Raw genomic sequence first — 25,564 nt, forward strand, 5'->3', positions numbered from 1 at the left:
GTGGGCGGGCGAGGGGTCAGTCCAGGCCGAACTGGATGCGCAGCAAGGGCAGATCGAGACGGACCGTCCTGCCGTCGGGAAGCGTCTCCAGGACCTGGACACCGTCGTAGTTGAGGAGCTGCCGAAGGATGGCGGCGAACCCGTCGGCGCGCGTCGCCGGGTAGGAAACCCGTTGGGCCAGGGCCGTCACCGGGAGGGTCCCCCCGGCGTCGATCAGCGACCGGATCGCCTGCTCCACCTTGTCCATGGGCGGCTTGCGCGCGAGCAGCTCCTTCTGCCCCTCGAAGGTGTCCGACGCGAAGAGCGCCGCGACGAGGGCGTCGTCCGGGTCGACCACGGCAGCGGTGACCAGCGCGTCCTCGTGCTCCGGCGCCGGGACGAGCGCGACGTCGAACAGAGAGTCGTGGGTACGGGCCAGGCGCTCCTGCTCCTTGGAGGGCTTCTGCTTGGCCGGTCGCTTCACGGGTACGGCCGCCGGCCCGGAAGCCGGGGCCGCGACGGGCCGCGGCGCCCGCTCCTGGAGGTCCCACCAGGGCGGCAGCTGGCCTCCTAGTTCCCGCCATGCCGGTGGCGGAGTCGCCCCGAACGGCAGGAACGCGAGGACCGGGATGGTGAACTCGGCGAGCGACGCCCCGCCGTGGTAGCCGGCCTTCCGGGCCGTGTACCGGGAGTCGGCATCCCACAGGGCGACGATCGACGCTCCGGGGGAGGGCGCGACGACCCGGCTGCCGCGCAGTGCGATCTCCGAGGGTGCGAGGTCGCCGCCCGGGGACCGGTGGCGGGCGGACAAGGGTGAGCCGGCTTCGACCTTCGTACCGTGCCGGTCCACGACATGCCCGTGGTCACTGGTGACGAGTACGGCCATGCCCTGCTCGGCCGCGATCCGCATCAGGTCCAGGAGACCGGGGACGTGTGCGGCCTGCCAGGACCCATCGCCGAGCTTCTGCTCCTTGGCCAGCCGGTCGTCGATGGCGTTGAGGACCACGGCCACATGGGTGCGGCCGTCCGTCAGCGCCTCGGTGAGCGCGGGGCCGAATGTTTCTCCGGCGCTCTCGGCCCGCAGGTCGTCCTTGTGGAAGACGGCGGCGGGCGCACCACCCCAGAGCGGAAGCCGGGGGAACAGCTGGGCCTCGTCCTTCTGCGAGCCCTGCATGAGCCGGCCCGCGAAAAGCGACGTACGGGAGACGGCCGTCAGCGTCGGAAGGGCCGCGGCCATGGCCCGACGGCGCGGACTCCCGTCCTTCAGCGGATCGAACTCCGCCCAGGTGGAGCGCAGTTCCTCGCCCAGCTCCGTGGCGATGGCCGCGCTCATGCCGTCGAGGACCAGCAGCAGCACGCGCCGGCCGTCCGGACTCTGGACGACGGGCTTCACCACCCGCTCCAGGAAGGTCTCCACGGTCAGCCCCGCACCGGGCCCGGTGCCCGCAGCGGTCCACGTGGCGAGCGTGCGGGCGAAATCACGGTCGATCTCCCGCCGGCGCTCACGCACCCGGGCGGCGAGCCCGTCGTACGCGGCGGCAAGGACGGGATCGGGGTCGCCACCGGCCTCGATGTGTTCGAGGGCCCGGTCGACCCAACCCGTCTCCTGGACATGATGCTGTATCGCGTCGAACACGGGCCGGTCGGCGCTGACGGACTCGGTGGCCACCCACTGGACGAGTCGCAGGCCCATCCGCGTCCGCTCGATCCGCGCCTGGATCTCCGGACCGTTCGCACGCCGGTGGTCTTCCAGCGCACGCACCGCACGCGTGAGAGCCTCCGGCTCGCGCGCCGTGAGCGCCTGCCCCACGGCGGTGAACCTGGCCTCGAGCCCCGAGGTGAGGACGGGACTCGACTTGGCCGCGGCCTCGGCGCCGAACTGGCGCACCAGAGCCGAGGCCCGGTCCAGCACCGTGTCGCTGATCCTGCGGGCCTCCCGGGCGTCCTCGGAACCGTGATTCCCCGCCCGGACCGTCCTGGTCAGCAGTCCCGTGACGTACTCCTCCGCCGCACGCCCGAAGGCCGCTGCCAGGGCGTCGAACTGCTCGCCCTCCGCCGGCGGACGCTCCCCGAACCAGCGCTCGGCGCGACCGCGTGCGGTGTACGTCGCCGCGTCGGGTGCGGAGTGGCACCAGAGCGTGGAGCACACGAGCCCGAAGGCGACGGCGTCCGGCCCGTGCTCCGCCTCGACCAGAGCGAGGAGTGCCCGACCGGCGAGCCCGGCCTGGTCCTGCTCGCCGAGGAACGACACGAGACCGGAGCGCTCGGGTCCCCGCAGCTCGAGGAACCGCTCGGGACCGGCCTCCGTCAGCGACCAGCCGAGCAGCGCATGAGTGTCCAGGCTGTCGGTCGCGGTCGTGTGATCCCGGGGGCCCGGCTCCTGCTCGTCCTGATAAGGACCGAGCCGCAGCCGCCGCAGCGCGAGCGCGGTCAGCGCACTGGCCCGGGACAGCAGACCGCCGCCGAGGCGGGACCAGCCGGCCGGCGGCGCCGCGTCCAGGAGCGCCTCCGCGGCCCAGTTGTCCTCCTTGAGCCGCGGATCGATCTGCTGGGCGCCGAAGGCGTCGCGGACCACGTCCCAGCTGTCGACCGCGTCGATGCGCTGCTTGTGGGCGCGGGCGAGGACCGCCGGGTCGAGCTCGTTCTGCTCCCGGTCCGTGAGGACGACGAGCACGGCCGGTCCCGTCGTCCGCTCGGCGAGGTGGTCGAGCACCAGCTCATGCACGGCGAGCGGGGACGGTGCCGCGGTGACGCGGGCAGACTGCCCGTCCCCCCATGTGAGTTCGGCGGGCCCCTCCCACTGTGGAGCCGAGCGCAGCAGGACCGCCCGATGCCGGTCCCGGCCCGCGAGCGCGCCGGCCAGGGAGGTCTGGGCGGACAGGTACTGGGTGATCGTCGCGAGGTTCAGCCGTACCGCGACCGTGCCGGTGGCGACCGTACTCATGACTCGACGACCCGCCAGGTGATCTCGATGGTGGCGCCGGGCTCCTGGGCGACCAGCGCGGCGAGCTCGGCCTGGAGCTCCGCCACCGCACGCCCGGCCGTGGTCCGGCCGCCGCCGGAGCGCCGCACCCGACCGTCCGAGCCGGTGCCGGTGGCGGCGGCACCCGATCCACTCTCATCGGGGACCCGGGGGTGGCTGGTCGGGGTGTCCAGGGCCACATCGCCCGGACGCGGCACCGGAGGAGCCGGAGCGGGCGGCGGGTTGTTCGCCGCCCGGTTCCGCTTGATGAGCGCCAGGACGTCACGCTGCGTGCGCGCCAGGGAGTCCTTCAGGTCGTTGGTCCGCTGGTCACTGCGAGCGGAGTTACGAAGGGACTCGAGGAGCGCCTCGCCCTCGGGCCCCTCGGAGGAGGCCAGTTCGAGCGTGCTCCAGGACGCCGAGTCCAGCGCCTGGGCCACCGCACCGGCCTGCTTGATCGACGTTCCGAAGCGATCGGGGCTCACGGGGCCGAAGTCGAAGGCGGCGAGCGCCTCGACCGTCTTCTTGGCTCCCGCGGCTCCCTGGCCGGCCGAGCGGGTGAGCACGTCGAGCAGCTCCACGGACCGGCGGGCGATGGCCGGCCGTCCCGCCTCCACCGTCTCGTCCAGCTCGAGGAAGCCGGCGTGCTGCTCCAGTTCCGTCACCAGCTGACGGGCCTCCTCGCGGTACTTGCCGGCCTCAGTGGCGATCTGCCGGGCCAGCTGGTTCACCATGCGGCCACGGCGCAGGGTCGGCGCGGGGACCCCGAAGATCGTGGTGAAGCGCTGCCGGGCCGCGTCCCAGTCCTCCTCCGAGGGAAGCGGCTGGCTGCGCAACGCGTCCTGATCCTTGATCTCGTGCAGCCCCGGCGTGGGGTCGAGCGGCATGCCCGCGCGCACCCACACCCGGTCGTCCATCTCGGCGAACGAGGCCACGACGAGCCGGGCGAGGAAGCCGGGAAGCCCTCGCGGGGTCGGTCGGTCCGTCCAGTCGGTCAGCGTGATCAGACTGAGGTCACCGGTGACGCCCTGCTCGCGGGCCAGCTGCTGGAAGTGGTCGGCCCAGTAGCGGGAGAGCTCGAAGTACGCCTCTTTCTGCTGGCCGAGCCGCAGCGGACCGGCGACGCGGCGCATCAGACCCCGGTCGGCGGCCGGGATCTCGGCCCGCCCGTCACGTGCCTCGGCGGCTGCCTGGACGTGACCGAAGACCTTCTTGGCGTCGGCCTGCCGGACGGCCGTACCGGTGCCATCGGGGTCGAGTTCCGGGTGGTCCGGGTACTGGTTCGCGAGCAGCTTGCCGGCGATGTGCCGGATCCCGTCGCGCAGAGACTGTCCGAAGGAGAGCGTCAGCCCGTCGACCGCCCGCAGCGACTGGAGGTGGTCGGCGAACCCGAGCTCCACGTCGGTGGCCTTCTTCTCCGCGAGCCCGTAGGCCTGCTTGAAGGCCGCCTTGACGTTCTTGAGCAGTGTCTCTCGCTGGGTCTCGAGGAGTCCCTTGGCCCGGGACCGGTTGTCGGGGCTCAGATGACCCGCGTACTGCCCGTCGAAGCGCTGCTCGTCCGCGAGCGCCTTGTCGATCACGACGAGGCGGCGGAAGTCGGCGTACCGCTGGTTGGAAAGATGGGTGGGCAGCCAGGCGACCGTACGAGACGGCTCGCCCTGCTTCTCGCGCAGTCGTCGCATGCGGTCGGCGTCCTCGACCGGCCCGTACTCGCCCTCGTCGAAGGGCAGGTCGATCACGAGCCGCCAGCGCCCGTCGAGCTGGGGCATCAGGTCGTGATCGGGCAGCTCGTCCTCGTCCACGACGTTGCCGAAGATCACTTCGACGCTTCGCTCCGTGCCGCGCCACACCAGGTTCAGCTCGTCGATCAACTGCCCCTGGGTGATGCCGAGTTCCTCGGCAAGAAGGCGCTTGGCGAGTGCGTTGCGGTTACCGGGGTTGTCGTTGATCTGGGCGTTGGCGATGACCGAGTCCACGTCGACGCCGGACAGCTCGAGACGGACACCCGGATTGGCCTCGGTGCCGGTCTCCTTGATCTCCGGGAAGCGGCCCGCCCACTCCGCGATCTTGTTCTTCAGGATGCCGTACTCGCGGCCGGGGATCGGGGCGACCACCGAGCCGTAGTTGAGGGCCGACAGCCGGCGGATGGTGAGCTCCGACAGCGCGGGGACGCTCGGGGCGAGGGCGGAAAGGAGCAGGGTGCCGACGATGCGGTTGTCGCCGACGAACAGCTTGATGCGGCCGCGCAGAGCCGGGTCGGTGATGTCGTCGGGGCGGTTGGTGTACTTCTCGATGTCCTCCTCCGACACGTTGTGCGTGAGGAGGAGGTAGGGGCGCAGCTTGGTCTTGTACAGCTTGTCCGCCGCCTCGAACACGACCTTCAGGCTGTCCGTGAACGGCTTGTCGCCGCCCGCGGTGATGAGGGGATAGAGGTCGCCGACCGGGATCAGGTCGCCGAGCCGCAGCTCGTTGCGGTGGTTGGCGAGCAGCTGGCCCATCAGCTTCATACCGGTGCGGTTGCGCTGGAGGGCGGAGGACACGTGCACGAGCGTGTCCATGAATGCCGGCGAGAAGGGGTAGGTGAGCCGGAAGCTCTCCTCGTCCGCACCGACGCCGTCCGCACCCCGGTCGGAGCCGAGCAGGGTGTCCCAGACCTCCTGGCGGATCTTGCGCGTCTTGTCGAACTCCGCCTTGATGAGCGCCGCCGCGTCCGTGTCCTTCGGCTGGAGGAGACGGGCATGGGCGACCTGGGGAAGGTTGCGGTCCTCAAGGGTGATCTTGTCGAACCGGCCGGAGGCAAGGTTGAGCGTGTCCTGGATGGAGGACTCCGCCGCTCCTGACACCTCCTCGCCGACGAGCTCGCGCAGATCGCGCTGACGAGCGATGAAGGAGACCACGGGGACGGCGCGGCGGGCGTCGCCACCCTCGACGAAGTTCGTGATCTTGCTGGCCTCGCGGGCCACGAACTTCTGGTCGTGGATGAGCGTCGCGAGCCACAGGATCAGCTCGTCGAGGAACAGGATCAGACCGTCGTAGCCGAGCGACTTCGCGTGCTCGGCGATCACGGACAGGCCTGCGTCGAGGGAGATGAACCCGTGCTCGTCCTCCGCCGCGTTCTTCGCGAAACCGGGCAGCAGGTTCGTGCTCGCGTCGCGCACGAGGCGCGCCCGCAGCTCGGAAGGAGTCGTGGGCCGGACCAGGTTGAGCGCCTGCCCGGCCTCGTGGACCTCCTCGGCGGCGAGGGCGGTGTCGAGCAGCTCCGGCGTCCACGCCCAGGCGAGCGACTCGCCCCACTCGTCCTCTTCCTCGCCGGCCTCGTCGTCCGTCCCATCCACCGAGGTGAGTCCGGTGATGACGGCCTGGTCGCCCATGCGCGCCCGCATGGACCGGATGTCCTCGAAGAGGGCGTCCGTCCGGTACACCTGTGGCGTCGATGCCTCCGGGTGCAGCTTCTTGACGTGGCTCACGTATCCGCCGAGGACCCGTTGCTCGAGCGCCTTCGCCCCGAGCATGTGGTACGGGACGAGCAGGAACTTTTTCCCGTCCGTGCCGAGCCACTCGTGCTTCGTCAGTATCGGGTCGAAGTCCTCACGCGCACGGGCGGCCGGGCTGCCGCTGAGCAGGGCATGGAGCACGGCCATGAAGTGCGACTTACCGGAACCGAACGACCCGTGAAGATAGGCAGCCTTGGACGTGGCCCCGTCGAGCGCGGACTTGATCAGGCCGAGCGCCTCGTCGAAGTTCTCGAGCAGCCGCTCCGTGACCACGTAGTCCCGGAGCGCGCGCTCCGCACCCTCGGGCGTCGTCGCCTCCGAGAGCTGGAGCACGAAGTCCGATGTGGAGACTTTCTCCTTGATGTCGATGACGTCGCGGAGCAGGGGCGGCTGCTGGGCCATTGACGGTCTCACTCTCCGACGGGCTGGCGCTGCTGGCAGTACTGATGGTTGAAGCTCGTCAGATCGTATGGCGTCGGTCTGACAACGGATGACCGCTTTCGGACACCGATGGTCGGAAGGAGGAAGGGGACGCCCTTTACGACCTATGCCGCAGGGATCAGCGACCGCAGCTTCTCCCGCGTCTCCGGATCCGTCGAGTAGATGACCGTGCCGAGCATGCCCCGGGTGAGCAGCACCTTGTACGTGTTCCGGATGAGCCGGTCGATCTGGTCGTCCGGGGTGGCCTTGGTGAACGACGGGTCCTTGGAGGCCGTACGGTCCACCACCCACCGGTCCGTACGCCACACCAGGTCGGGCCCGATGATCACACCGGACCAGTCGTACTCGAAGCCCTGCGCCGTGTAGACGCAGCCGACCTGTCCGAAACCGGCCTCGTCCGTCGCCCACAGCGGCGCCGGCGGCGCCCCGAGCACGGAGCGGTCTCCGTACAGATTCCACGGCCGGGCCCAGTCGCCGATGACGACGTCGGTGGGCAGGCTGTGCATGTCCGGGGTGATCTTCGTCGTCCACTTCCAGCAGTAGCCGGCCGACATCCGGGCCCCGTAGCCCTCGTCGTGGCGAGCGATGAGGAAGTCCTCGAGCTCCTGAGGGCTGTCGGCGACGCTCAGCTGCACCTTGCCGTCCGGCTCCCAGACGGTCGGCGAACCGCCCTCAAGGCCGAGCAGATCGGCAACCCACTGCACGTACGCGTCACTGCCGCCGCAGCGGAACTGGCTGTCCAGGTCCACCACCGTGCAGTCGAGCCCATGCTCGGCAGCGGCCTGCCGGATCTGCTCCTCGGTCCCCATCTCGCCCGGCCGCACCACCTGATGCTGGTCGAGCAGGAACACCGGGACCCTGGCAGCATCGATCAGCTCGGAGACCTGGGGCCGGCCGGTCCGCAGAGCGGCCTTCGTGTAGCGGTTGGCGGAGGTGATGCGGAGCCGGTGCGCCTCGTCGCAGATCAGTACATCGAGGTCGTTCGGCTCGGCCTCCATGAAGCTGTTGAAGTACTTGAACAGCTTCTGCACCTCGGGCTTCCGCGCCCCGGCGACCTTGCGCATCGTCTTCGTGAACGACTGAGACCCAGTCGCGTGCAGGGCAGCGACTCCGCGGCGGTACAGCTCCCCGAGCAGCTGCATGGCGATCACGCTCTTGCCGGACCCGGGGCCGCCGGTCACCACGATGACCTGCTTCTGGTTCGCCCCCTTGGCCTTGCGTACGGCGGACATCACGAGCTCGTACGCGAGCCGCTGCTCGGCGAGCAGCACGAACTGCTCCCGGTCCCGCACCTCGGCTGCCGCGACGCTCATCAGCTGCTTGGAGGGGCGGACCTTGCCCTGGAGGAGTAGGTCGGCGGCCTCGGCGCCGGGTTTGGGAGCGAGGCGCGAACGAAGGAAGTCGAGGAAGGCGCCGCGCTGATCGCCGGTGTACATGCGCCCGTGGAGGGTCTCGGGCAGCGTCCTCAGTGAGGCGATCCGAGTCTCTGTGGCGTTGTGGAGGTAGGCCACGCCCGCGACGGACTCGGGCGTCCGCTCCACGGCCGCGTTGAAGGACAGCAGGTACTCGCAGTAGCCCCGGACCTGCTCGATCGGGTTCAGCACGGGGTGGGTATAGGCATCGATCGTGCAGAGGAGTGGGTCCTCCTCCACGGAGTAGGCCTCGCTCCACTGCTTGAGCTCCACGACGACGTATGACGGCTCGCCGGTGGTGGGGTGGACGCCGGCCAGTATCGCGTCCGCGCGCTTGCTGGTGAGGGGCAGCCCGTACTCGACCATCACCTCGACCTCGCCGAGCCCGGCCTCGACCAGGGCGTTCGCGAGGGCGGGGAGGCTGCGCTTCCAGGAGCGGACTTCCGAGGTGCCGGGCTGGTGGCTGTGCTTGTGCCGAAAGTTCTCGATCAGGAGCAGCGCCAGAGAACCCTCGAGCGTGCGGGCGGCAACGGACGCCGCGGACTCACGGAACAGCAAGAAATGCCCCCAGGCAGCACAAAAAAGCTCGTGCGGGTGGGGGCATGTCCTCTGAGTCCGCGAAGCGGAACGGAAGCCCGGCGGGCCGCTGAGATGATTCCGGTCATCTTAAGACAGCGTGTGGATCATGTGGAGGGCGCGGCTCCGGACTCCGTCAGGTCGGGGGAGGCGGTCCGTGGACGGGGCCGCGCCGACTGCGCGCGTTGGCCTCGGCGACGAGAGCGCTCAGCAGCTCGGCGCTGGTGAGCGGGCGGAGGTGGGCGGGTACGGCGTCCCACGGGCGACCGCCACCGAGGGGGCGGAGCTGGAGGTACGGGCCTTCGGCGCCCATGACGCGGCCGACGCGGTTGCGGGTGGTGTCGAGGACGGCGGCGCCGACGCACGGGAGGCCGGGGTTGGCGCCGGTCAAGGGGCGAGCCCATTCATGATCACGGCGGCGAGCGCGTGGGCGATAGGCGCGGAACAGATCCCGAGGTGAACGAGGGCGTAGGACGCTTCGGCCTCGCGGTCGTCCAGCCACGGGGTACGGATGTCCATGGCGGGGAGCTGGATGCCGGCGCGGGTGAGGGCGGCGGCGAGAGCGTCGCGGGCGTCCAGGGCTTCCTGGACCTTGGGAGAGATGGCCGAATTGTGTGGCGTGGGCGCCATGGGGAGTCACTCCTCGTGGGTGGGTTCCGCTGTTTCCAGGACCCGCTGACATGCGGCGAATTACGCTCCGTAGTCCGGGTGTGACGAGGATGTGCCCGGATGCGGGCGGGCCGGCTGTGGACGGGGGAGTACCTCCCCGCTGTCAGCAGCTGGTTCCACACCTTCCACGCCCCGTCCACACCCTCCACCCGGGCGAGCGACTCGGAGGGGAGCACCATGCCGCAGCGACGACTGATCAGCGGCCGCAGCCAGGAGCCACGCCAGCGGTTCGCGGAGGAGCTGCGGAGACTGCGGGTGGAGCGGAAGCTGAGCCTGCGGCAGCTCGGGGAGCGGGTGGGCTGGGACTGGTCCTTGTTCGGAAAGATGGAGAAGGGCGAGACGATCAGCAGCCCGGAGGTCGTCCAGGCGCTGGACACGTTCTACGGGACGCCGGGGCTGCTGCTGGCGCTGTGGGAACTGGCTGCGGGGGACAAGTCGCAGTTCAAGGAACGGTACCGGCGGTACATGACGCTGGAGGCCGAGGCGGTGAGCCTGTGGCACTTCGCGGTGAGCGTGTTGCCGGGGTTGTTGCAGACGCCGGGGTATGCGAGAGAACTGCTGGCCGCGGGCGGTCTGAAGGGCGAGGAGCTGGACAAGCAGGTGGACGCTCGGATGGAGCGTCGCGAGCTGCTGGATGGGCAGGATGCGCCGCCGTTCCGGACGATCCTGTCGGAGGCGGTCTTGCGGGACGCCTCGCACTGCCGAGAGCAGCTCGAGTATCTGGCGGAGATTGCCGAGCGGCCCAACGTGGCGATCCAGGTGCTACAGCTGGGTATGGGGATTCACGGGCTGGTCAGTACCGATGTCATGTTCCTGAGGCTGCTGAGTGGACGCACCGTCGCGTACACGGAGAGTGCACATCAAGGCGAACTCGTAGAGGAAAACGTCTCGGTGGAGCGGTTGCAGCGTGCCTACGATGCGGTGCGCGACCTGGCACTTCCCCCTGCCGAGTCGCGGAAGTTCATCCTGCGCATGTTGGAGGAAGTGCCGTGCGATCCATCGATCTGAGTGCTGCGGTTTGGCGCAAGAGCTCCTACAGCAACCCCGATGGTGGGCAGTGCGTCGAGGTCGCCGACGACTTCGCCCCAGTCGTCCCGGTCCGGGACAGCAAGACCCCGCGAGGCCCTGTGCTCGTGTTCCCGGCTAGCGGCTGGTCCTCCTTCGTCACGGCGATCAAGGGCGGGCAGCTGAACGGCTGAGCAGACAGCAACGGCCCCCACGAACCTTCCGGATCGCGGGGGCCGTTGGCACACCTGGACCTACTTCTTGGTCGTACGACGTCCTCGCGTGGCCGCCGCCGGGCGCCACGCGCGCAGGTCGTCGTCCGTCAGGCCGTGCTTACCCTGCTCCATCTGCCGGTCACCCCGGAAGAAGTCGGCCGGCGACGTACCGAAGGTGGCGTCGAACTCGCCGTGCCACTGGTCCAGCCACGGCTGGAGTTCCAGCAGGCCCGCCAGAAACGGGGTGGCTTCCTTGTCGGTCAGGGACTCGTGTGTGGCGATGTACGTGGTGAGCGCGTACGCCTGCTCCTGGTGGTCCCAGCCGGCCCAGCCGTACAGGTCGGGGGTGGGGACGTTGGTCTGCCCGTACGAGATGAAGCGCTCCTTCGGCACGTCCAGCTTGCCGCGCGCTCGCCAGAAGGAGGGACGCAGGAAGTCGGCCGAGGTGTACTTCGGCGGTACGGGAATGGTGTCCCGGATCTTCCGCTTGGCCGGCTCGTCCTGGGCGGCGTCCTCCTGGCGCTGGAGGTCCCAGACGTGTTCCCAGTCGGCGCGCTTCTTCAGTCCGGAGGGCTTGTAGCGCAGGGCGGAGAGGAACGGCACGTGCTCGTCGGTCATGAGCTCGGCGACGACGGCGGGGAGTTCCTTGCGGGGCGCGTAGATCTTGGCGACGGAGACGAAGTCCTCGTCACGGGACAAGTTGTCGGTCAGCCGGGAGAGCGTAATGAGGGCGGGCATCCCGTTCTCATCGAACCAGTGGTCGCGGTCCTCGATCCGATCAAGCAGCCACGACCGCAGCGCCTTCTCCTGAAGCGCGTCCCAGCCCTCGGTCGCCCAGCGCCGCTTGTACTCCGGCCGCTCGACCATCCCGATGGCACGGGACGACTCGATGGCGTCGATCCGCTTCTGCACGATCGCGCGGTAGGCGGCCGGCCAGTGTGCAGGGATCTCAGTGATGGGTGTGGACCCATGCCGCTTGAACCACTCATCGCTGACTTCCCCTGCTGCGACGCGGCGCGCGAGTACGATCTCGAAGGCGCGCTCACCGAGGGCGAGTTCGGGAATGTCGGGGGAGTCTGGGTTCTCCGAGACCCGCAGGTCCTCGGGATGCAGCCCATAGAGCGTGTAGACCTGCCAGTCCAGTTCCTCTTGGAGGGCGATCATCCTTGCCCGTGTGGTGCGCCAGGTGGCGCTGGCCTCGCGGAGGGGGCCGAGGGTTGGAGCTCCTTGTGTGGCCACCGCCGTTGGCGTTGCAGCAGCCAGACGCTCCGCCAGGCATTCCAAAGCGTAAGCGGTGGCGGCGGGATATGCGCTGGGCAGTGGGAAGTCCAGCAGTTTTGTCCCCGTGAACTCAAACGAGTTCTTCCACGCTTCGCTGCCCATGGCTGCGTAGCCCGCCTCGACGCGTGCGCCACCTCCCTCTCCCTTATTGTGTGAAACTTGCTGCAGCCAGAAGCAGGCGGTCGAGCTGTTGAGCAGGCCAAGGAGCTGCAGGTATTCCTCTTCTGAGGCGTCCTTGCGTAGCTTGATTACTGGTGCGGTGCGGGTGAATGCCCTTCCATTGCGGTCAAGAACGAAGTGGTTGTGTGTCGCAACAAATGCGAAGTTCAGTGACCAGGCGTGGGCGGTTACATCCTTGGGGAGCTGATGCCATTCCCACCACGGGCGATGGTCGCTGAAGTATGTGCCTCCCGAGAAAGTAGCCCGTGACCCGAGTTCGGTCCGGTAGGGCCAAAGCCAGGTGGATAGTTGAGGGAAGGTGCTCAGGCCCTGCAGATTTCGATAGGAATCATAAGGGTGGAAGATGCTGTCGCCTTCGGCAAAGTTGAAGTCGCGCACTTCGTCACCCACGGTCAGGCGCTTAATAAACTCTTCCTCGGCATCGAGCCTGCTGAACACCCGATGAGGGGCTGTCATTGCGTCATCGGCAGCTGGGATTCCGTAGAATCCGATTCGTGAAACATCTCGACTCAATGGGGCTTGCTTGGACTTGGAGATACTCTCAAGCATCTCCAAGCCGCCGTCTGCGAGAACCCAAGGTTGCTTGCCGAAGTAGCGTTCGCGGTCCAGGTCGTCGACTGAGACCCAGGGGCCCGCGGAACGCGGCTGGTCGATCTGCTTGACAATGTCCTGCCAGACTTTTCCCTCTTCGGCAATTTCAGGGGCACCAGGTTCACCTTGGATACTCCGCACCGTGCGGATGGTCATGGAACGGCTGCCCCCACCGCGCTTCCTTCCAACGAGGATAACCGTCGGAGTCCCATGCCCGGGGATATAGGCCCCCGATGTGTCGATGACTTCAGTCAGCTCCACCTCGTGACCGAAGTAGGTCTCAATGAGTCGCGTTCCGAACTCGCGCTTCATGAACGAGTTAGCAGTGATCTGGCCAACCATGCCGTAACCGAAGCCGCTCTCGGGCTCCCCGGCCTTCGCCAGTTCGAAGAAACGCTGCGCAAAGGGAACTGACAAGGCGTACTTACCTGCACAGGCGTCGTACAGCCCCCTATAAAGCTCATTGAGCTTCCTGTCCTTCACCGTGATGTACGGCGGGTTTCCCACCACCACGTGGTACCGCCCCGGCCTCAGAATCTCCGGGTGCTCGTGCACGTCCTCCGTCTCGTACTTGAACTCGGCCAGCTCGTCCGAGTCCTCGCTCCCATCACCCTCGAACAGGCTCTCCTGCCGGTGCCGGTGCTTGATCAGCGAGTCCCCCACCGCCAGGTGGATCGGCCACTCATACCGACCCGCCTCCTCCAGCGTCCGAACCCCACTCGCCGCCATAGCCGCAACCAACAACCGGAACCGCGCAATAGCCACCGCGAACGGGTTCAGGTCCACCCCATGGACCGAGTCCAGCGCAGCCCGCACCCGCTCATGCAGGTCACGTCCCGGCTGGCCCTCCCCCCACAGCCGCACCAGCCGCCGAAACGCACCCAGCACAAAGTGCCCCGACCCGCACGTAGGGTCGATCATCTTCAGGCCCTCGTAGCCGAACTCCCGTACCGCGGGGTCCATCGTCCGGTCGAGGATGAACTCCTCCACGAACTCCGGGGTCTGCAGCAGCGCGTACGTCTTCCGGGCCGCCTCGCTCAGGTCCTGATACAGGTCACCCAGGAACCGGGTGTCCCACCCCTCCGTACCGTCCTCATTCAGCGCATCTGTGAAGTCGTGGACAAGAACACCCTCTTCATCCCGCTCCCGCCAGAAGTCCACCAGCTCCCGCGCCCCGTCGTGCGACAGCGGGATCTGGTACAGCGGGTTGTGCCGCCGGTCGAACAGCAGCCGGCCCGCCTGGCCGTTCCCCAACTCCTCGAAGGCGCGCTCCAGCCACCCCCGGTACGTCGGGTCTTCCGAGGTCGCCAGGTAGTCCTCGTACCTCGCCAGCGTCAGGTCCCGCCGATCGGCGCTCGGCGCCGTCAGGTACGGCTCCGGGATCAGGCCGTTGTCCTCGCAGAAGCGGACGAAGACAGAGCCAAGCACCCACGCGACCGCGACCTGCGTGATCCGCTCGTCCAGCCACGTGTTCCACGTCGCCGCCGTACGGCCCAACTTCCGCGCGCGGTCGTACTCGTCCTTCAGGCGTGCGCCCTCCGGGACGACCTTCACCTGCTTGCCCAGGTCGGTCTCGACCGCCTTGACCTGTTGCTTCAGGTCGTCCAACAGGGCTTTGCGGTCGATCACTTCTCGTCTCCCTTGATTTCGTGAAGACCCGACCGGTGGGCGTTCTTCACCCACGAGTCAGGCAAGTCGATCCATTCGCCCAGGCCCGCCTGGTACGGCACTGCTACAGGCCCCAGCTTCGGCTCCCGCGCCGGGTCCGGCTGCGGCACGAGCAGCCACAGGCCCCGCCCGCCCTGCCGGGCGGCCTCCGCGAGCCGGTCAAGGACGCCCATCGCGTCGTACCGGGCGAAGACGGCCGTCTCCGTCAGCAGCACTGGGCCCGCACCCGTCACCGGGTCGAGCAGCTCCCGCACCCGAGGCTCGACCGTGCCCCACGCCGTCCGCGCGTACTCGGCGAACTTCATCGCGCCCCGTGAGCCCGGCTCGGCCACGTCGGCCCGGAGCAGGGTCTCCCAGGTGGGCTTCGTACCCGGCGGGACCAAGCCGTGCATGGACTCCAGGAACAGCTCGGTCACGGACACCGGGCGCGCACCGATCCGGTCCGCGGCCAGCTCCCGTATCGCCTCCACCGTACGGCCGTGGTGCACGGTCAGGACCCGGTAGCCGTCCTGCCGTGCGGAGGCGAGGAGGCGCTCGTCCGTGCGGACCGCACCGGCGAGCAGCGGGTCGTCGGAGTACCGGGTCACCGCGCCCACATCGGTGGACTGGCGCCCGATGCCGCCGGTCAGGTAGCTGGAGGTGCCGTCCATCCGCGTGGGCAGATAGCGCAGGGTCTTCGTGTCCTCGCGCGTGGACAGCGTGAGCTCGAAGCCGGCGTCGAAGAGGGCCTTGGTCAGGCGGCTGCCGGTCGGCAGCTCGTGCGTGGCGGCGCCCTGCGCGTCGGTGACGACGAGTTCGGGGAAGCGGGCGCGGACCCGTTCGTGGATGTCCTCGCCGGTGAGGCCCGGCTGCCGGGCCTCCGGTACGCCGGGGATCATCGGGACCAGGCCGGCCTGGGTGAGCCGCAGGGCGCGGACCAGCGACAGGTCGCGCGGGTAGATCTCCAGACGCGGGGTGGCCGCGGCGTTCGGCGAGGCGGCGGCGGCCAGTTCGACGAGCCGGCGCTCGTCCCAGTCGACGAGACCGGGCGGCGGGGTGAGCGCGCCGAGCTCGCTGAGGACCGTTGTCGCCGTCGGGAGGGTCTCAAGGCGGCCGAGCCGGTCGGCGGTCTTGCCCAGGCGCATCGCGTAGTCGAGGAGACCGGGGGCCGTCGGCGTGTCCGGGGCGTCGCCCTCACGGACGTCGAGGGCGAGCAGGCCCGCGACAAGGGCGTCCTCAGTGGCCTTGCGGTTGGGCTGGTGCTGGAACTCGGCCTCGTCCGGCTCGAGCTGCTCCACCTCCACCACAGCCCGTACCGCTGCCAGGGCGAGTGCGCGCCGCTGCTCACGCTCGGCGAGCTGCGTGCCGCGTCGTACGGCGAGGGCGTCGGCGATCTCCAGGGCGGAGGCGACCCGGCCGAGGCCCGCGAGGAGGTCCATGATCTCCTCGCGCAGGGCCTGGACCGCCGGGTGCTTCTTCCAGCGCTTGCGCTCCTCCTTGAGCATCTGCGGGATGCGCCCCGCCGACAGGCCGAGGGTCTCCGCCACGTCCTTCTGCTTCGGCCAGACGCCGATGTCGGGCAGCTCGCCGCGCTCGTTCGGAAGACGCAGCAGCAGCCGCACCATTTCGATCTTGTTGCTGTTGGAGCGGTTGTTGTTGAGCTCCGGGACGAAGATCGTGGCGAGCGTGTCCAGGCTGACCGAGCGCAGCGCGGAGCCGGTGAGCCCGCCCGCGCCTTCGCTCGTGGCCAGGGTGCCGAGCACGGCCGATTCGGCGGCCGTGAGCTGGGCGAGCTCCTCCTTGGCCTCGGCGCGGCCCTTCGGCGTCAGCGGCGAGACGGGGGCCTCACGCAGCAACTTGCCCCACTGGCGCTGGCGGCGCTGGACCTCCGTGCGGGTCTTGGTGCCGAGACCAGGGGCGTTGAGCAGCTTGCTCCGGCTGTAGTCGAGCAGCCCGCCGACGGTCGTGACACCGAGACCGTAGAGGAAGGACTCGGCCGCCGGCGTCAGGCCCGCGGAGGACAGGTGGGTGTCCCGAGTGACAGCGGCGGCGAGTCGCTCGCGCTGCTCCTCGGCGGACAGCGGCTCGGCGTCGGCGATCGCGGGAGTGCCCGCCGCGGCGGACGGCTCGGCGACCGGCTCCGGGTGGCGCGTGCGATGGCTCGACGGCACCGCCTGCGCGGCGTCCAGGAAGATCTTCTTCCAGGCGTCCCGCATCGGCTTGAGCTCGGGGAACCGCTGCGCGGCATCACGGTGCAGAGCCTTACGGAAGAAGGCGAGCAGCCCGTCCCGTACAGCAGGCTCGAAGGCATCGGCGGCGACGACGGGGTACGGGAACTCGGCCGCGTCCGTCATCCGGGGTGGCAGCGAGCCGTCGCCCCACTTCGGGAGTTCGCCGGACGCCATCTGGTGCAGCGTGACGGCCACGGCGTACCGCTCGGCGTGCGAGTCGTACGCGGTGCGCGTGAGGGTGCCGATGAACGGGTCGAGGTAGCCCTCCGTACCGGCGTCATGGTCCGTCGCCGGATAGCCGGCGAGGGAGAAGTCGATCAGCACCAGTTCGCGGGTGCGGTTCGGGCGGATGCGGATGGCGATGTTGTCGGGCTTGATGTCGCGGTGCCAGACACTCTCGCCCTCCAGGAAGTCCACCGCGCCGAAGAGGTAGTCGCCGTATGCCTCCAGCTGGTCCATCTGGAGCCGGCCGCGCTCGCGGAGCTGGCGGGCGACGGTCTCCTCGCGGCGGCGGTGCCTGGTGCCCCCGCGAGGAGCGGCGCCGGCGGCCTCGGCCGACCCGCGCGCTCCGTCGGCAGCTCCGTCGTCCGTCTCGCGCTCGTCGCCGACATACTCCAGGGCGAGTACGGTCCGGCCGGCGATGCGCAGGGGCTCCGGTTCGACGAGCCGGATGATCCGGGAGTCGGGGCGCAGCCGGCCCATGACCTCGGCCTCGTGCACGAGGATCTCGCCCCGGCTGTCGGACAGAGCCACCTTCAGCACGGCCAGCGGGCGCGTCTTCCTGGCTTCAGCCTCCAGGTCGCGTACGAGGAACGCGCGACTGGTGGAGCCGGTGCCCAGGCGACGGCGGACCTCCCACCGGCCGCCGAGGACGTCGCCGGCGACGGCTTCCAGCGGGTCCTTCTCCGGAACGTCGACGGTTTCGGTCTCCGCAGCGGACGCCGGTGCCGTGAGACCGTCCTCGACCAGTTCCAGCATCTCCAGGAACTCGTCCACCGAGGACAGGCGCTGACCGGGGCGGTAGGCGGTGGCCGCCTGCACCAGATCGTCGATGTCCTCGGACAGGCCGTCCACGAGGGAACTGGGGCGCAGGCCCTCGCCGGCCTCCAGGCGGGCGAGCAGCTCGGCCTGGCTGGCGGCCGGGGCCTTGCCGGTGACAAGGAGGTACGTGAGGACACCGAGGCCATAGACGTCGAGGTAGACGGGGTCCGCACTGAGCGCGGTCAGCTCGGGCGCGAGATAGGGGTCCGAGCCTTCGGAGACGTGGGTCACCGAGAGGGCCGTGGGGGCGAAGCGGGTCATGCCCTGACCTGTGGCGCCGTCCGTGCCGGAGGCCCGCTGGGTGGCGATCTGCCAGTCCGAGATCTGCAGCCGGGGAGACAGCCAGGCGGCATCCTCCCCGATCGCCTTGCCCTCCCGGCCCCGGTTGCGCGGGATGACGTGGACCGAGCGTGCGGCCAGGGCGCGGTGGTGGATGCGGCTGGAGTGGGCGGACCGCATGGTCTCGGCGAGCTGGCGGACGAGCGCCATCCGGCCGAGGATGTCGAGCCGCTTGCCGTGCTGCAGCAGGTACTCGTCCAGCCGGAGGGTCTGCGGGTGGTAGTCGAAGATCAGCGCGGGGCCGGCGGAGTGCCCGGACGGGAAGTACTGCTTCAGCTGCACGACGCCGGGGTGACGGAACCGCTGGAGCACCGCTGCCTCGCGTCGGGCGGCGTTCTCCACCGAACGACGGATGGAGGCGTCGGAGCCACGCTCGCTCAAGTAGACGCGCACCCTGGCGACCTCGGGCAGTTCACTGTGGGTGGCCCGGTAGTCCGCCCACGTGGGGCCGGTGTCGAAAGACCTCCGCTCGAGCTGGTACGGGCCGACCTTGTAGGCGGCGTCACTGCGCCGGATGCCGATCCGGTCGAGAGCGGCCTTGATCTCGCGGGAGTCGATCGCGGTGATCCGGCGCCGCTCGTCCCGAGGCGGCTGCTTCAGCATGCTCACGAGCTCGGGGACGGTGTAGACACCGTTCTGGTCGTGGGCGGGGAGGCGGACCCGCAGATTACCGTCGGTGAAGCAGACCGCTTCGCCCACCCACACGCGCTTGCCGTTCTGGCCGAGGAGCGTGGCGAGCTCCTTCGCCTTCTTGTTGACCAGGTGGAGCGGGTTCCCGTGGGGGCGGCGGTGGCCTCCCGGGGTGGTCTGGACCCAGGTGCCGTTCTCGCTGGTCACAGAGCCGTGCCAGTCCTTCAGCTCAATCATGAACATGCCGCTGGGGGCGACGATGAGCAGATCGACCTCGCGGACGTGCCCGGTATTCGCGGTGAAGGTGAAGTTCGACCAGGCGCGCCACGGGTCGGCATCCGGCAACTGGGTGCGGATGGCCTCCAGGCCGCGGCGCTCATGGTCGAACTCGGAGTCGGCGACCGTCGTCCACCGGCCTTCCCGCATGCGCTGTCCCCGCCCGTCTTGTTTCCGTACCGACTGGTGGATGGCCCAGGGCTCCGGGGCATTGAGGCCGTCCCGACCAGGGCACATCCGTGAGAAATCCTAATGGCGGGCACTGACGGCTGGAGGCGTTCCCGGCATATGCGGTAGTTGCTGGACAGGGAAACAGAAGATCGTTTCATCCCGCTCGCGGTAGTTTCGGCCAGAGAGGCTGAATCGGCGTGGTTTCGCGCTCTGCCGGTCATACGGACCCTGGCTTACACGTCACCGGAGTCGGCAGAGCCGAGGGGGAATCCGTCGTGTCCGAGCTGTTGTACGTGCCCGTGCTCCAGGCTCGACCGTATGCGGTGGAGGCCTACGGCTGGCTGCCGGCAGCCGACCAGCGGCACATCGCGCCCCTGTGGAACCTGCCGCCGAGGCCAGGAACCGCCGCTCCGGCCCTTGCCGCAGTGCTTCGAAAGGACCTGCGCTCGGTGAGCCAAGTCCAGCGCCGTGGTGCCGCGTGGATCGATGCGCCCTTCGCGGACGAGGTGCAGGCAGAGGTGCTCGCCGACCTTCTGGACGAGTACTGCGTGTACGGGAGGCTCCAGCCGGTGACCGGACCGGACCGGTCCCCCCTTCAGCAGGGTGTGGCCTTCGCGGCGGCGGTTCGCGGTGGGTGCGGGATCGGGGTCCGTGTCCGCGTCACGGGGGAGTGGGACGCGGGGGCCGCAGAAGGCGTGCGCTCGCTGCTGGAACGGGCCGAACCCGAAGTCGGCGTGGATCTGCTCCTGGACATGGGGGGAGTGCGTGCAGACCGGCCCGACGCCAGCAAGGAGGCCGTGCGGGCCCTCGACGCGCTCTTCCCTCTGGCTCCCTGGCGGGACGTCTGTGTGCTGAGCGGCGGGTTTCCTCGGGTCACAGCGGAGATGCTGGAACAGGGCCTGTGCGAAGAACCGCGAGGTGACTGGGCGTTGTGGCGCGAAATAATGCAGAGCCGGCGGGCGTACGTACCCGTGCTGAGGTACGGCGACTACGGGACTCAGCACACGGACGCGATCGCTCAGGTGCCACGACCGCCCGACCGGAACGGGGGCCCGGATTGGGGCTTCCTTCGTTATACGACCGAGCAGATGTTCGTCATGTCGAAGGTTCTGCACAGGGGCAGAGAGAAGAGCGAGAAGATCGCGTTCAATCGGGCGTCGGCAGGCAGGATCGTCGATCTGCCCGACTTCCGCGGACCCACGGCCGGAGCAGGCGATGCCTGGCTCCGTGACCTCGCCCGCGGAAGCGGGAACACCGGCGCGTTCGCCACATGGCTGACGGTGGGCAACGCTCAGCACTTGGCCTACGTTGCCCACACACTGCTTCAGCGCTGAACGTCAGCGCACCACCGTGATGCGACCGGGAGAGCCGGTCAAGCGCTGATCCTGGTGGAGCCGCGCGATGTCGGAGACCAGCGTGGCGCGGATGTCGGAGCCCATCCGGCGCCAGCCGAAGAAGTCGCAGGCCTGCTTCATCAGCTCCTCGTCCGACATGCCGGGGCATTCGGCGGCCAGTTCCCACAGCGCGAGCCGGCGCTCGGCCGGGGCGATGTGCAGCACCTTGCGCGCGACCTCGTCGGCGCCCGGTGTGCGTGCCTTGAGCGTCGTGCGGTGCGCCACGTCGAAGAACGGACCGTCCGAGGAGACGGTCCTCGACCGGACGAGGGCCTGCGCCACCTGTACGACGGCGGTCCGGACACGACTGCCCGCCTTGGCGAGGCCCCAGGCCTCGCGAGCCCGCTGCACGAGCAGGTCCTCGTGGATCGGGCCTTCGGCCTCGACGATGGCGGTCACCACCCTGCGCAGGGCGGACTTGGCCTCCGGAGCGTGCAGCTCATGGGCCGAGCCTGCGCTGATCCACCGGGTCTCGTACGGGACGCTCCAGTCCCGCTCGACCCGCGTGTCCACCGGTACGCGCTCGTACTCGACATCGAGTTGCGGGGGAGCGGCGGCCTGCGATGCGGCCGACGGCACCCGAGCCGTACCGGTCTCACCCGCCGGGGCCACGTATGCCGGCTCCGGGCTGCCGGTGCCCTCGTCCACGGGGCCGGCCTGCCGGGGCAGCGACACAGGGGCCTCTCGGATCAGTGGCCCTTGGGCGATGGCGTGCTCGACCGCCTCGCGCAGACGCAGCTCGGCCGCGGCCCGGCCCCGGTACCAGTCGGTTCCCCAGATCCGGTACAGCCGCCATCCCAGCCCGGTCAGGACCTGCTCGCGCAGCCGGTCCCGGTCCCGGGCGGCCTTGGACGAGTGGTACATCGCGCCGTCGCACTCGATCCCGAGGGCATAGGCCCCGGGCAGGGTGGGGTGACGCAGACCGATGTCGATCCGGTAGCCCGCGACGCCGACCTGGGGCTGGACCGTGTAGCCCCAGCCGCGCAGCACCTCGAGCACCGACTCCTCGAAGGGGCTGTCGGGCTCGGCGTCCGACGGGAGCAGCTCCTGGGCGAGCACCGACGGGCCGGTCTCCGCGTACTCCAGGTACCGCTTCAGGTGGCGGACGCTCTCGTTCGTGCTGTCGGCGAGGTTGCCGCCGCGGAAGGAGGCGATGACCTCCATGCGATGACGGGCTCGGGTGACGGCGACGTTCAGACGACGCCACCCACCCTTCTTGTTGATCGGCCCGAAGTTCAGGCCCAGCTTGCCGTACTCGTCGGGGCCGTAGCCCACCGACATGATCATCACGTCGCGCTCGTCACCCTGGACCGACTCCAGGTTCTTGATGAAGAAGCCGTCGAGCCGGTCCTCGGTGAAGCAGTGCTCCAGATCGGGCCGGTCCAGCCGGGCCTGCTGCACGGCCAGGTCGATGGCGGAGGCCTGGGCCTGTGAGAGGGCGACGACGCCGAGCGTGAGACCGGGGCGCGTGTCGAAGTGGTGGAGGACCCGCTGGGCGACGAACGCGGCCTCGGCCTGGTTGTCGCGCCGGCCTCCGCGGTCGTAGACGCCGGCGGCCTGGAAGAAGGCGACGCCGACGTCGTTGCCCTCCTCCTGTGCACCGGGGAAGGTGATCATCGAGTTCCGGTAGAACTCACGGTTGCTGAAAGTGATCAGGTTCTCGTGGCGGCTGCGGTAGTGCCAGCGCAGGGGCAGCTCCCGCATGGCCCCGGCCTTGCAGGCGTGCAGCAGCGATTCGAACGAGTCGGGTACGTCCTCGGCGTACTCGTCCGAGTCGTCTTCGACGCCGGCATCGAAGAACGAGGTCGGCGGGAGCTGCTTCTCGTCCCCCGCCACGACGAGCGTTCGGCCGCGGTAGATGGAGTTGATCGCGTCCCCGGGCCGGACCTGGGAAGCCTCGTCGAAGATGACGACATCGAACTGGAAATCCGCGGGCAGCATCTGGCTGACGGTGAGCGGGCTCATCATGAAGCAGGGCTTGACCGCTTGGACGACCTCGCGGGTCCTGTCCAGCAGCTCACGCACCGCCAGGTGCCGGGTCTTCTTCTCCGCCTCGCGTGTGATCACCGCGCCGCCACCACTGCCGAAGCGGCGGGGGCGACGTGAGTTGCAGGCCTCGATGACGGCCTTGCCGGCCGCGGCGATCAGCCGCCGATCGGCCTCCTGGAAATCGGCGACGCGGGCGTCGAGGTCGTCGGCCCGCGTCATGCGGAGCCGGTCATCGGACGCGAGAACACCGTCCGCCCATGCCCGCAGCAGGGCCTGCTCGACGATGTCCGGGAGCTGCCGCGGGTCGAGGCTCCGCTCGGCCGCCGCCGCGACGAGGCCGTCCGCATGGTGCCGGGCGAGTACGGCGAGGCCGTCGCGGTAGGCCCACCACTCCTCCGGCCCGCGCGGGTCGTCGGCCAGCGTGTCGATCACCTCCCGGGCCTGCTCGAAGGAACCGATCAGGGACGGCGAGAGCTGGGCGGAGCGCGTCGCGTCGAAGAGGGCGAGCAGAGCGGCCGCGGCCGCCTCCCACCGGTCCGCGCGCTGCGCGGTGACGGCGCACCAGTCGCTCAGTGCACGGCGGACGTTGTCGGCGAGCATGGTGGCGAGCCGGTCCTGGTCCGCGTCATGGGCCAGCTGCAGCGCGGCGAGATCGGCCCGATCGGCGCCGCGCGTCAGTACGGCGATGCGATCGGCGTTGGTGAGTGCCGCGTCGAGAGCGGCGACCGCTTCATCCGTCCGCGGCGCGTAGGGGCCCAAGAGCGTGGAGTGCTGCTCGGCGAGGCGCTCCACCTCGGTGTGTGCGTCCCGCCAGGCGACGGCCTGGCCGAGCCGGGCAGCGACCGACTTGTCCCAGGTCTCACTGACAGTGAGCGCGGTCGCGGCGGCCCGGTCGGCCTTGAACTGCGCCGAGAACCGGGACAGCATGCCTCGGTGCTGTGTGGAGAAGCGGTCCGCCAGAGCATGGAGCTCCGCTTCACGCAGCACCTGGTCACCGAAGAGGTCCTCGGCCGTGGTCCGCGCCGCGGTCTCGGCGGCGACGGCCTCTCGCAGCTCTGCCGCCGCAGCATGCGCCTGCGCGAGAACGGGGGCGTCGAACCACCCACGGGGCGGCCGGAACTCGGCCGACGTCAGGTCGGCCAACTCGCACAGCGCGAAGGCCGCTTCCGGAGCGACGTCCCGAGGCATTCCGAAAAGGTCGGCGAGCTGATGCAGCTGAGGGCCGATGTCCTCAGGCAGCTGCCCGTCGGCGGGGGCCTGTGGTGCTGCAGGAAGGGCCGCGCGCAGCGTCCGTACGGTCTGCCTCAGCTCGCGCACCGACCCGGGCTCCTCCTGGGCCGCGGCGAAAGGCCGTCGATCCACGGCCGCACCCAGTGCGGCCAGGGCACCGGAGGCCTCGGAGACTTCGGTCTGCGCCGAGCGGTTCACGAGGCCTCGCCACGCGAACGCCGCCCCCTGCGCCGCGGGTCGCCAGGCCCGGCCGACAGACTGTGCAGCGTCGACGGCCTCCCTCAGGGAGCCGGCACCCAGGGTCCGGACGACCGTGTCGTTCTGCGCGGACAACGGCAGCTGCGGGACACCGGCCTGGTCCAGCCGGACCAGGCGTCCCAGAACCTGCTGGAGACCGAGCCCGAGCGGTTCGCGGGACACGTTCATGGCAGCGGCGTGTGCGGACAGGTCCGTACGCAACTGCCGGGCCTGCTCCAGCTCGTGCTGCGCGGCACCGGTGACCCGGGCCTCGGTCGTCAGGACGCGGGCGAGCTCGACGGCCACGGCCTTCTTGCTCGTGTCGCCGCTGTGCAGAGCCAGGACGAAGTCGCCGAGTCCGACACCTCGCAGACGGTTCCGTACGACGTCCAGCGCCGCGGCCTTCTCACTGACGAAGAGCACGCTCCGCCCGGCGTGCATGAGCGCGGCGATCATATTGGTGATCGTCTGGCTCTTGCCCGTGCCCGGAGGGCCGCTCATGACGAAGGAGCGCTTGTCGAGAACGGCCGCGATGCACTGCCGCTGCGAGGCGTCGGCGTCCATCACCATCGGGCTCGTCTCGGGGAGCTGGACCTCGTCGATGCGGTCCAGTTCCGGAGGCTCGAAGCCGACGACGTCGTCGGGCAGGCCGGCGTCCGGGCCGAGGGCGACGGCCCGTACCAGCGGATGAGCGAGGATCCGGGCCTCGTTCTGCAGGAGGTCCTGGTACATCGACTCCCGGTGGGAGGCGAAGAGGCCCAGCACCATGCGCTCGTCGACCGACCAGCCGTCCAGCCCCGCCGTGACCTTCCGCACCGCGGAGAGCACCGCGGGCAGGTCCGTGACGTCGGTGTCACCGACCGGGCTCCAGTCGACCCCCACCTGCTCCATCTTCACGGCGAGGGCCGGGTTGTGCAGGCGCTCCTGGCTGTCGGCGAGCCGCAGCCGATAGCTTCGGCTGCCCTCTTCCCGCCGGAGCTCGACAGGCACGAGGACCAGGGGAGCGGCGCTGCTCTCGTGCGCGCCTTCCTCGCACCAGTTGACCATGCCGATGCCGAGCCACAGGACCCACAGACCGTAGTCGTTGAACATCTGGCCGGCTCTGCTGCGCAGCTGGTACAAGGCGCTGTTGAGGCCGGCCTGAGTGGTCTTCTGGGTGACGAGGCCGGTGCTCTGGCTCTGGCGAGAGGGGCCGTCCGTGTCCTTGCGGAGGGTGACCGGGCCGCCCGTGCCCGCGTCATCCTCGGGCTCTTCGGCCCCTTCTGCGACCGGAGCGAAGGCCCACCCCTGCCCGAGGCCGGCCAGCAGCGTGTCGATGCCGGGAGACACCACTTCGAGGGTCGCGGTCCTGGTGTGCCTGAAGTTCAGCAGCCGGTTCCGTCCGCCCATGTCCAGAAGGGACTTGCGCCACTCTTCGAGGACGGCCTTCAAACGGTCGAGGCCGGGATCGCCGTCGTGGGCGGAGGGCGTGTGGTACGGGGCGGGCATGCGGTGAGTACCTCCTGAGCCGGCGCGCAGGGCATCGGTGCGATGCCCCCCGGAGGTAACTGAATATCATCTCATCGTCGGATGTG

At 69.6% G+C, this 25,564-nt stretch carries 11 protein-coding genes; 3 read left to right on the plus strand and 8 right to left on the minus strand.

The features are described 5' to 3' along the window. Positions 1 to 16: 16 nt before the first annotated feature. The 5 genes from pglZ to ACFYX3_RS26030 form a co-directional block, all read right to left on the minus strand. Entirely contained in the window at positions 17 to 2,923 is a 2,907-nt protein-coding gene (gene pglZ / locus ACFYX3_RS26010) for a BREX-2 system phosphatase PglZ (RefSeq protein ID WP_389017829.1), read from the minus strand. Further along, positions 2,920 to 6,837, minus strand: coding sequence for a DUF6079 family protein (locus tag ACFYX3_RS26015; RefSeq protein ID WP_389017832.1), 3,918 nt, complete (start codon positions 6,835 to 6,837; stop codon positions 2,920 to 2,922). Before ACFYX3_RS26015 ends, pglZ begins: the two co-directional genes overlap by 4 nt. Positions 6,838 to 6,980: 143 nt before the next feature. After that, on the minus strand, positions 6,981 to 8,846 hold the full coding sequence (locus tag ACFYX3_RS26020; RefSeq protein ID WP_389017835.1) for a DNA/RNA helicase domain-containing protein: 1,866 nt from the start codon (positions 8,844 to 8,846) through the stop codon (positions 6,981 to 6,983). Between the two features lie 154 nt (positions 8,847 to 9,000). Further along, the gene (locus tag ACFYX3_RS26025; RefSeq protein ID WP_389017838.1) at positions 9,001 to 9,255 is read right to left on the minus strand and encodes a hypothetical protein; all 255 of its coding nucleotides are present in this window, start codon (positions 9,253 to 9,255) and stop codon (positions 9,001 to 9,003) included. Continuing rightward, on the minus strand, positions 9,252 to 9,494 hold the full coding sequence (locus tag ACFYX3_RS26030) for a hypothetical protein (protein WP_389017841.1): 243 nt from the start codon (positions 9,492 to 9,494) through the stop codon (positions 9,252 to 9,254). Before ACFYX3_RS26030 ends, ACFYX3_RS26025 begins: the two co-directional genes overlap by 4 nt. 216 nt (positions 9,495 to 9,710) lie before the next feature. On the opposite strand from ACFYX3_RS26030, the gene ACFYX3_RS26035 reads away from it, so the two are divergent. Both ACFYX3_RS26035 and ACFYX3_RS26040 read left to right on the plus strand, forming a co-directional pair. Then, on the plus strand, positions 9,711 to 10,541 hold the full coding sequence (locus ACFYX3_RS26035) for a helix-turn-helix domain-containing protein (RefSeq protein ID WP_389017844.1): 831 nt from the start codon (positions 9,711 to 9,713) through the stop codon (positions 10,539 to 10,541). Next, a complete protein-coding gene (locus ACFYX3_RS26040; RefSeq protein WP_389017847.1) occupies positions 10,523 to 10,732 on the plus strand; it encodes a DUF397 domain-containing protein in 210 nt (69 codons plus the stop codon). The genes ACFYX3_RS26035 and ACFYX3_RS26040 overlap by 19 nt, the downstream gene beginning before the upstream one ends. A 60-nt stretch (positions 10,733 to 10,792) precedes the next feature. Here the strand turns inward: ACFYX3_RS26040 and pglX are convergent, their stop codons facing one another. Further along, positions 10,793 to 14,434, minus strand: a complete 3,642-nt coding sequence (gene pglX, locus ACFYX3_RS26045; protein ID WP_389017850.1) for a BREX-2 system adenine-specific DNA-methyltransferase PglX — start codon at positions 14,432 to 14,434, stop codon at positions 10,793 to 10,795. Continuing rightward, entirely contained in the window at positions 14,431 to 19,119 is a 4,689-nt protein-coding gene (pglW, locus tag ACFYX3_RS26050) for a BREX system serine/threonine kinase PglW (RefSeq protein WP_389017853.1), read from the minus strand. The genes pglX and pglW overlap by 4 nt, the downstream gene beginning before the upstream one ends. 296 nt (positions 19,120 to 19,415) lie before the next feature. Here pglW and ACFYX3_RS26055 point away from each other — a divergent pair, with 296 nt between their 5' ends. Beyond that, a complete protein-coding gene (locus ACFYX3_RS26055) occupies positions 19,416 to 20,474 on the plus strand; it encodes a beta family protein (protein ID WP_389017856.1) in 1,059 nt (352 codons plus the stop codon). 3 nt (positions 20,475 to 20,477) lie between these two features. On the opposite strand, the gene ACFYX3_RS26060 is transcribed toward ACFYX3_RS26055, so the two are convergent. After that, positions 20,478 to 25,478 (minus strand): DUF3320 domain-containing protein, encoded by a 5,001-nt coding sequence (locus ACFYX3_RS26060; protein WP_389017859.1) that lies wholly within the window; start codon positions 25,476 to 25,478, stop codon positions 20,478 to 20,480. Between the last annotated feature and the right edge of the window lie 86 nt (positions 25,479 to 25,564).

It is taken from the genome of Streptomyces sp. NPDC002463 (genome assembly GCF_042889835.1).
Lineage (GTDB): Bacteria > Actinomycetota > Actinomycetes > Streptomycetales > Streptomycetaceae > Streptomyces > Streptomyces nymphaeiformis.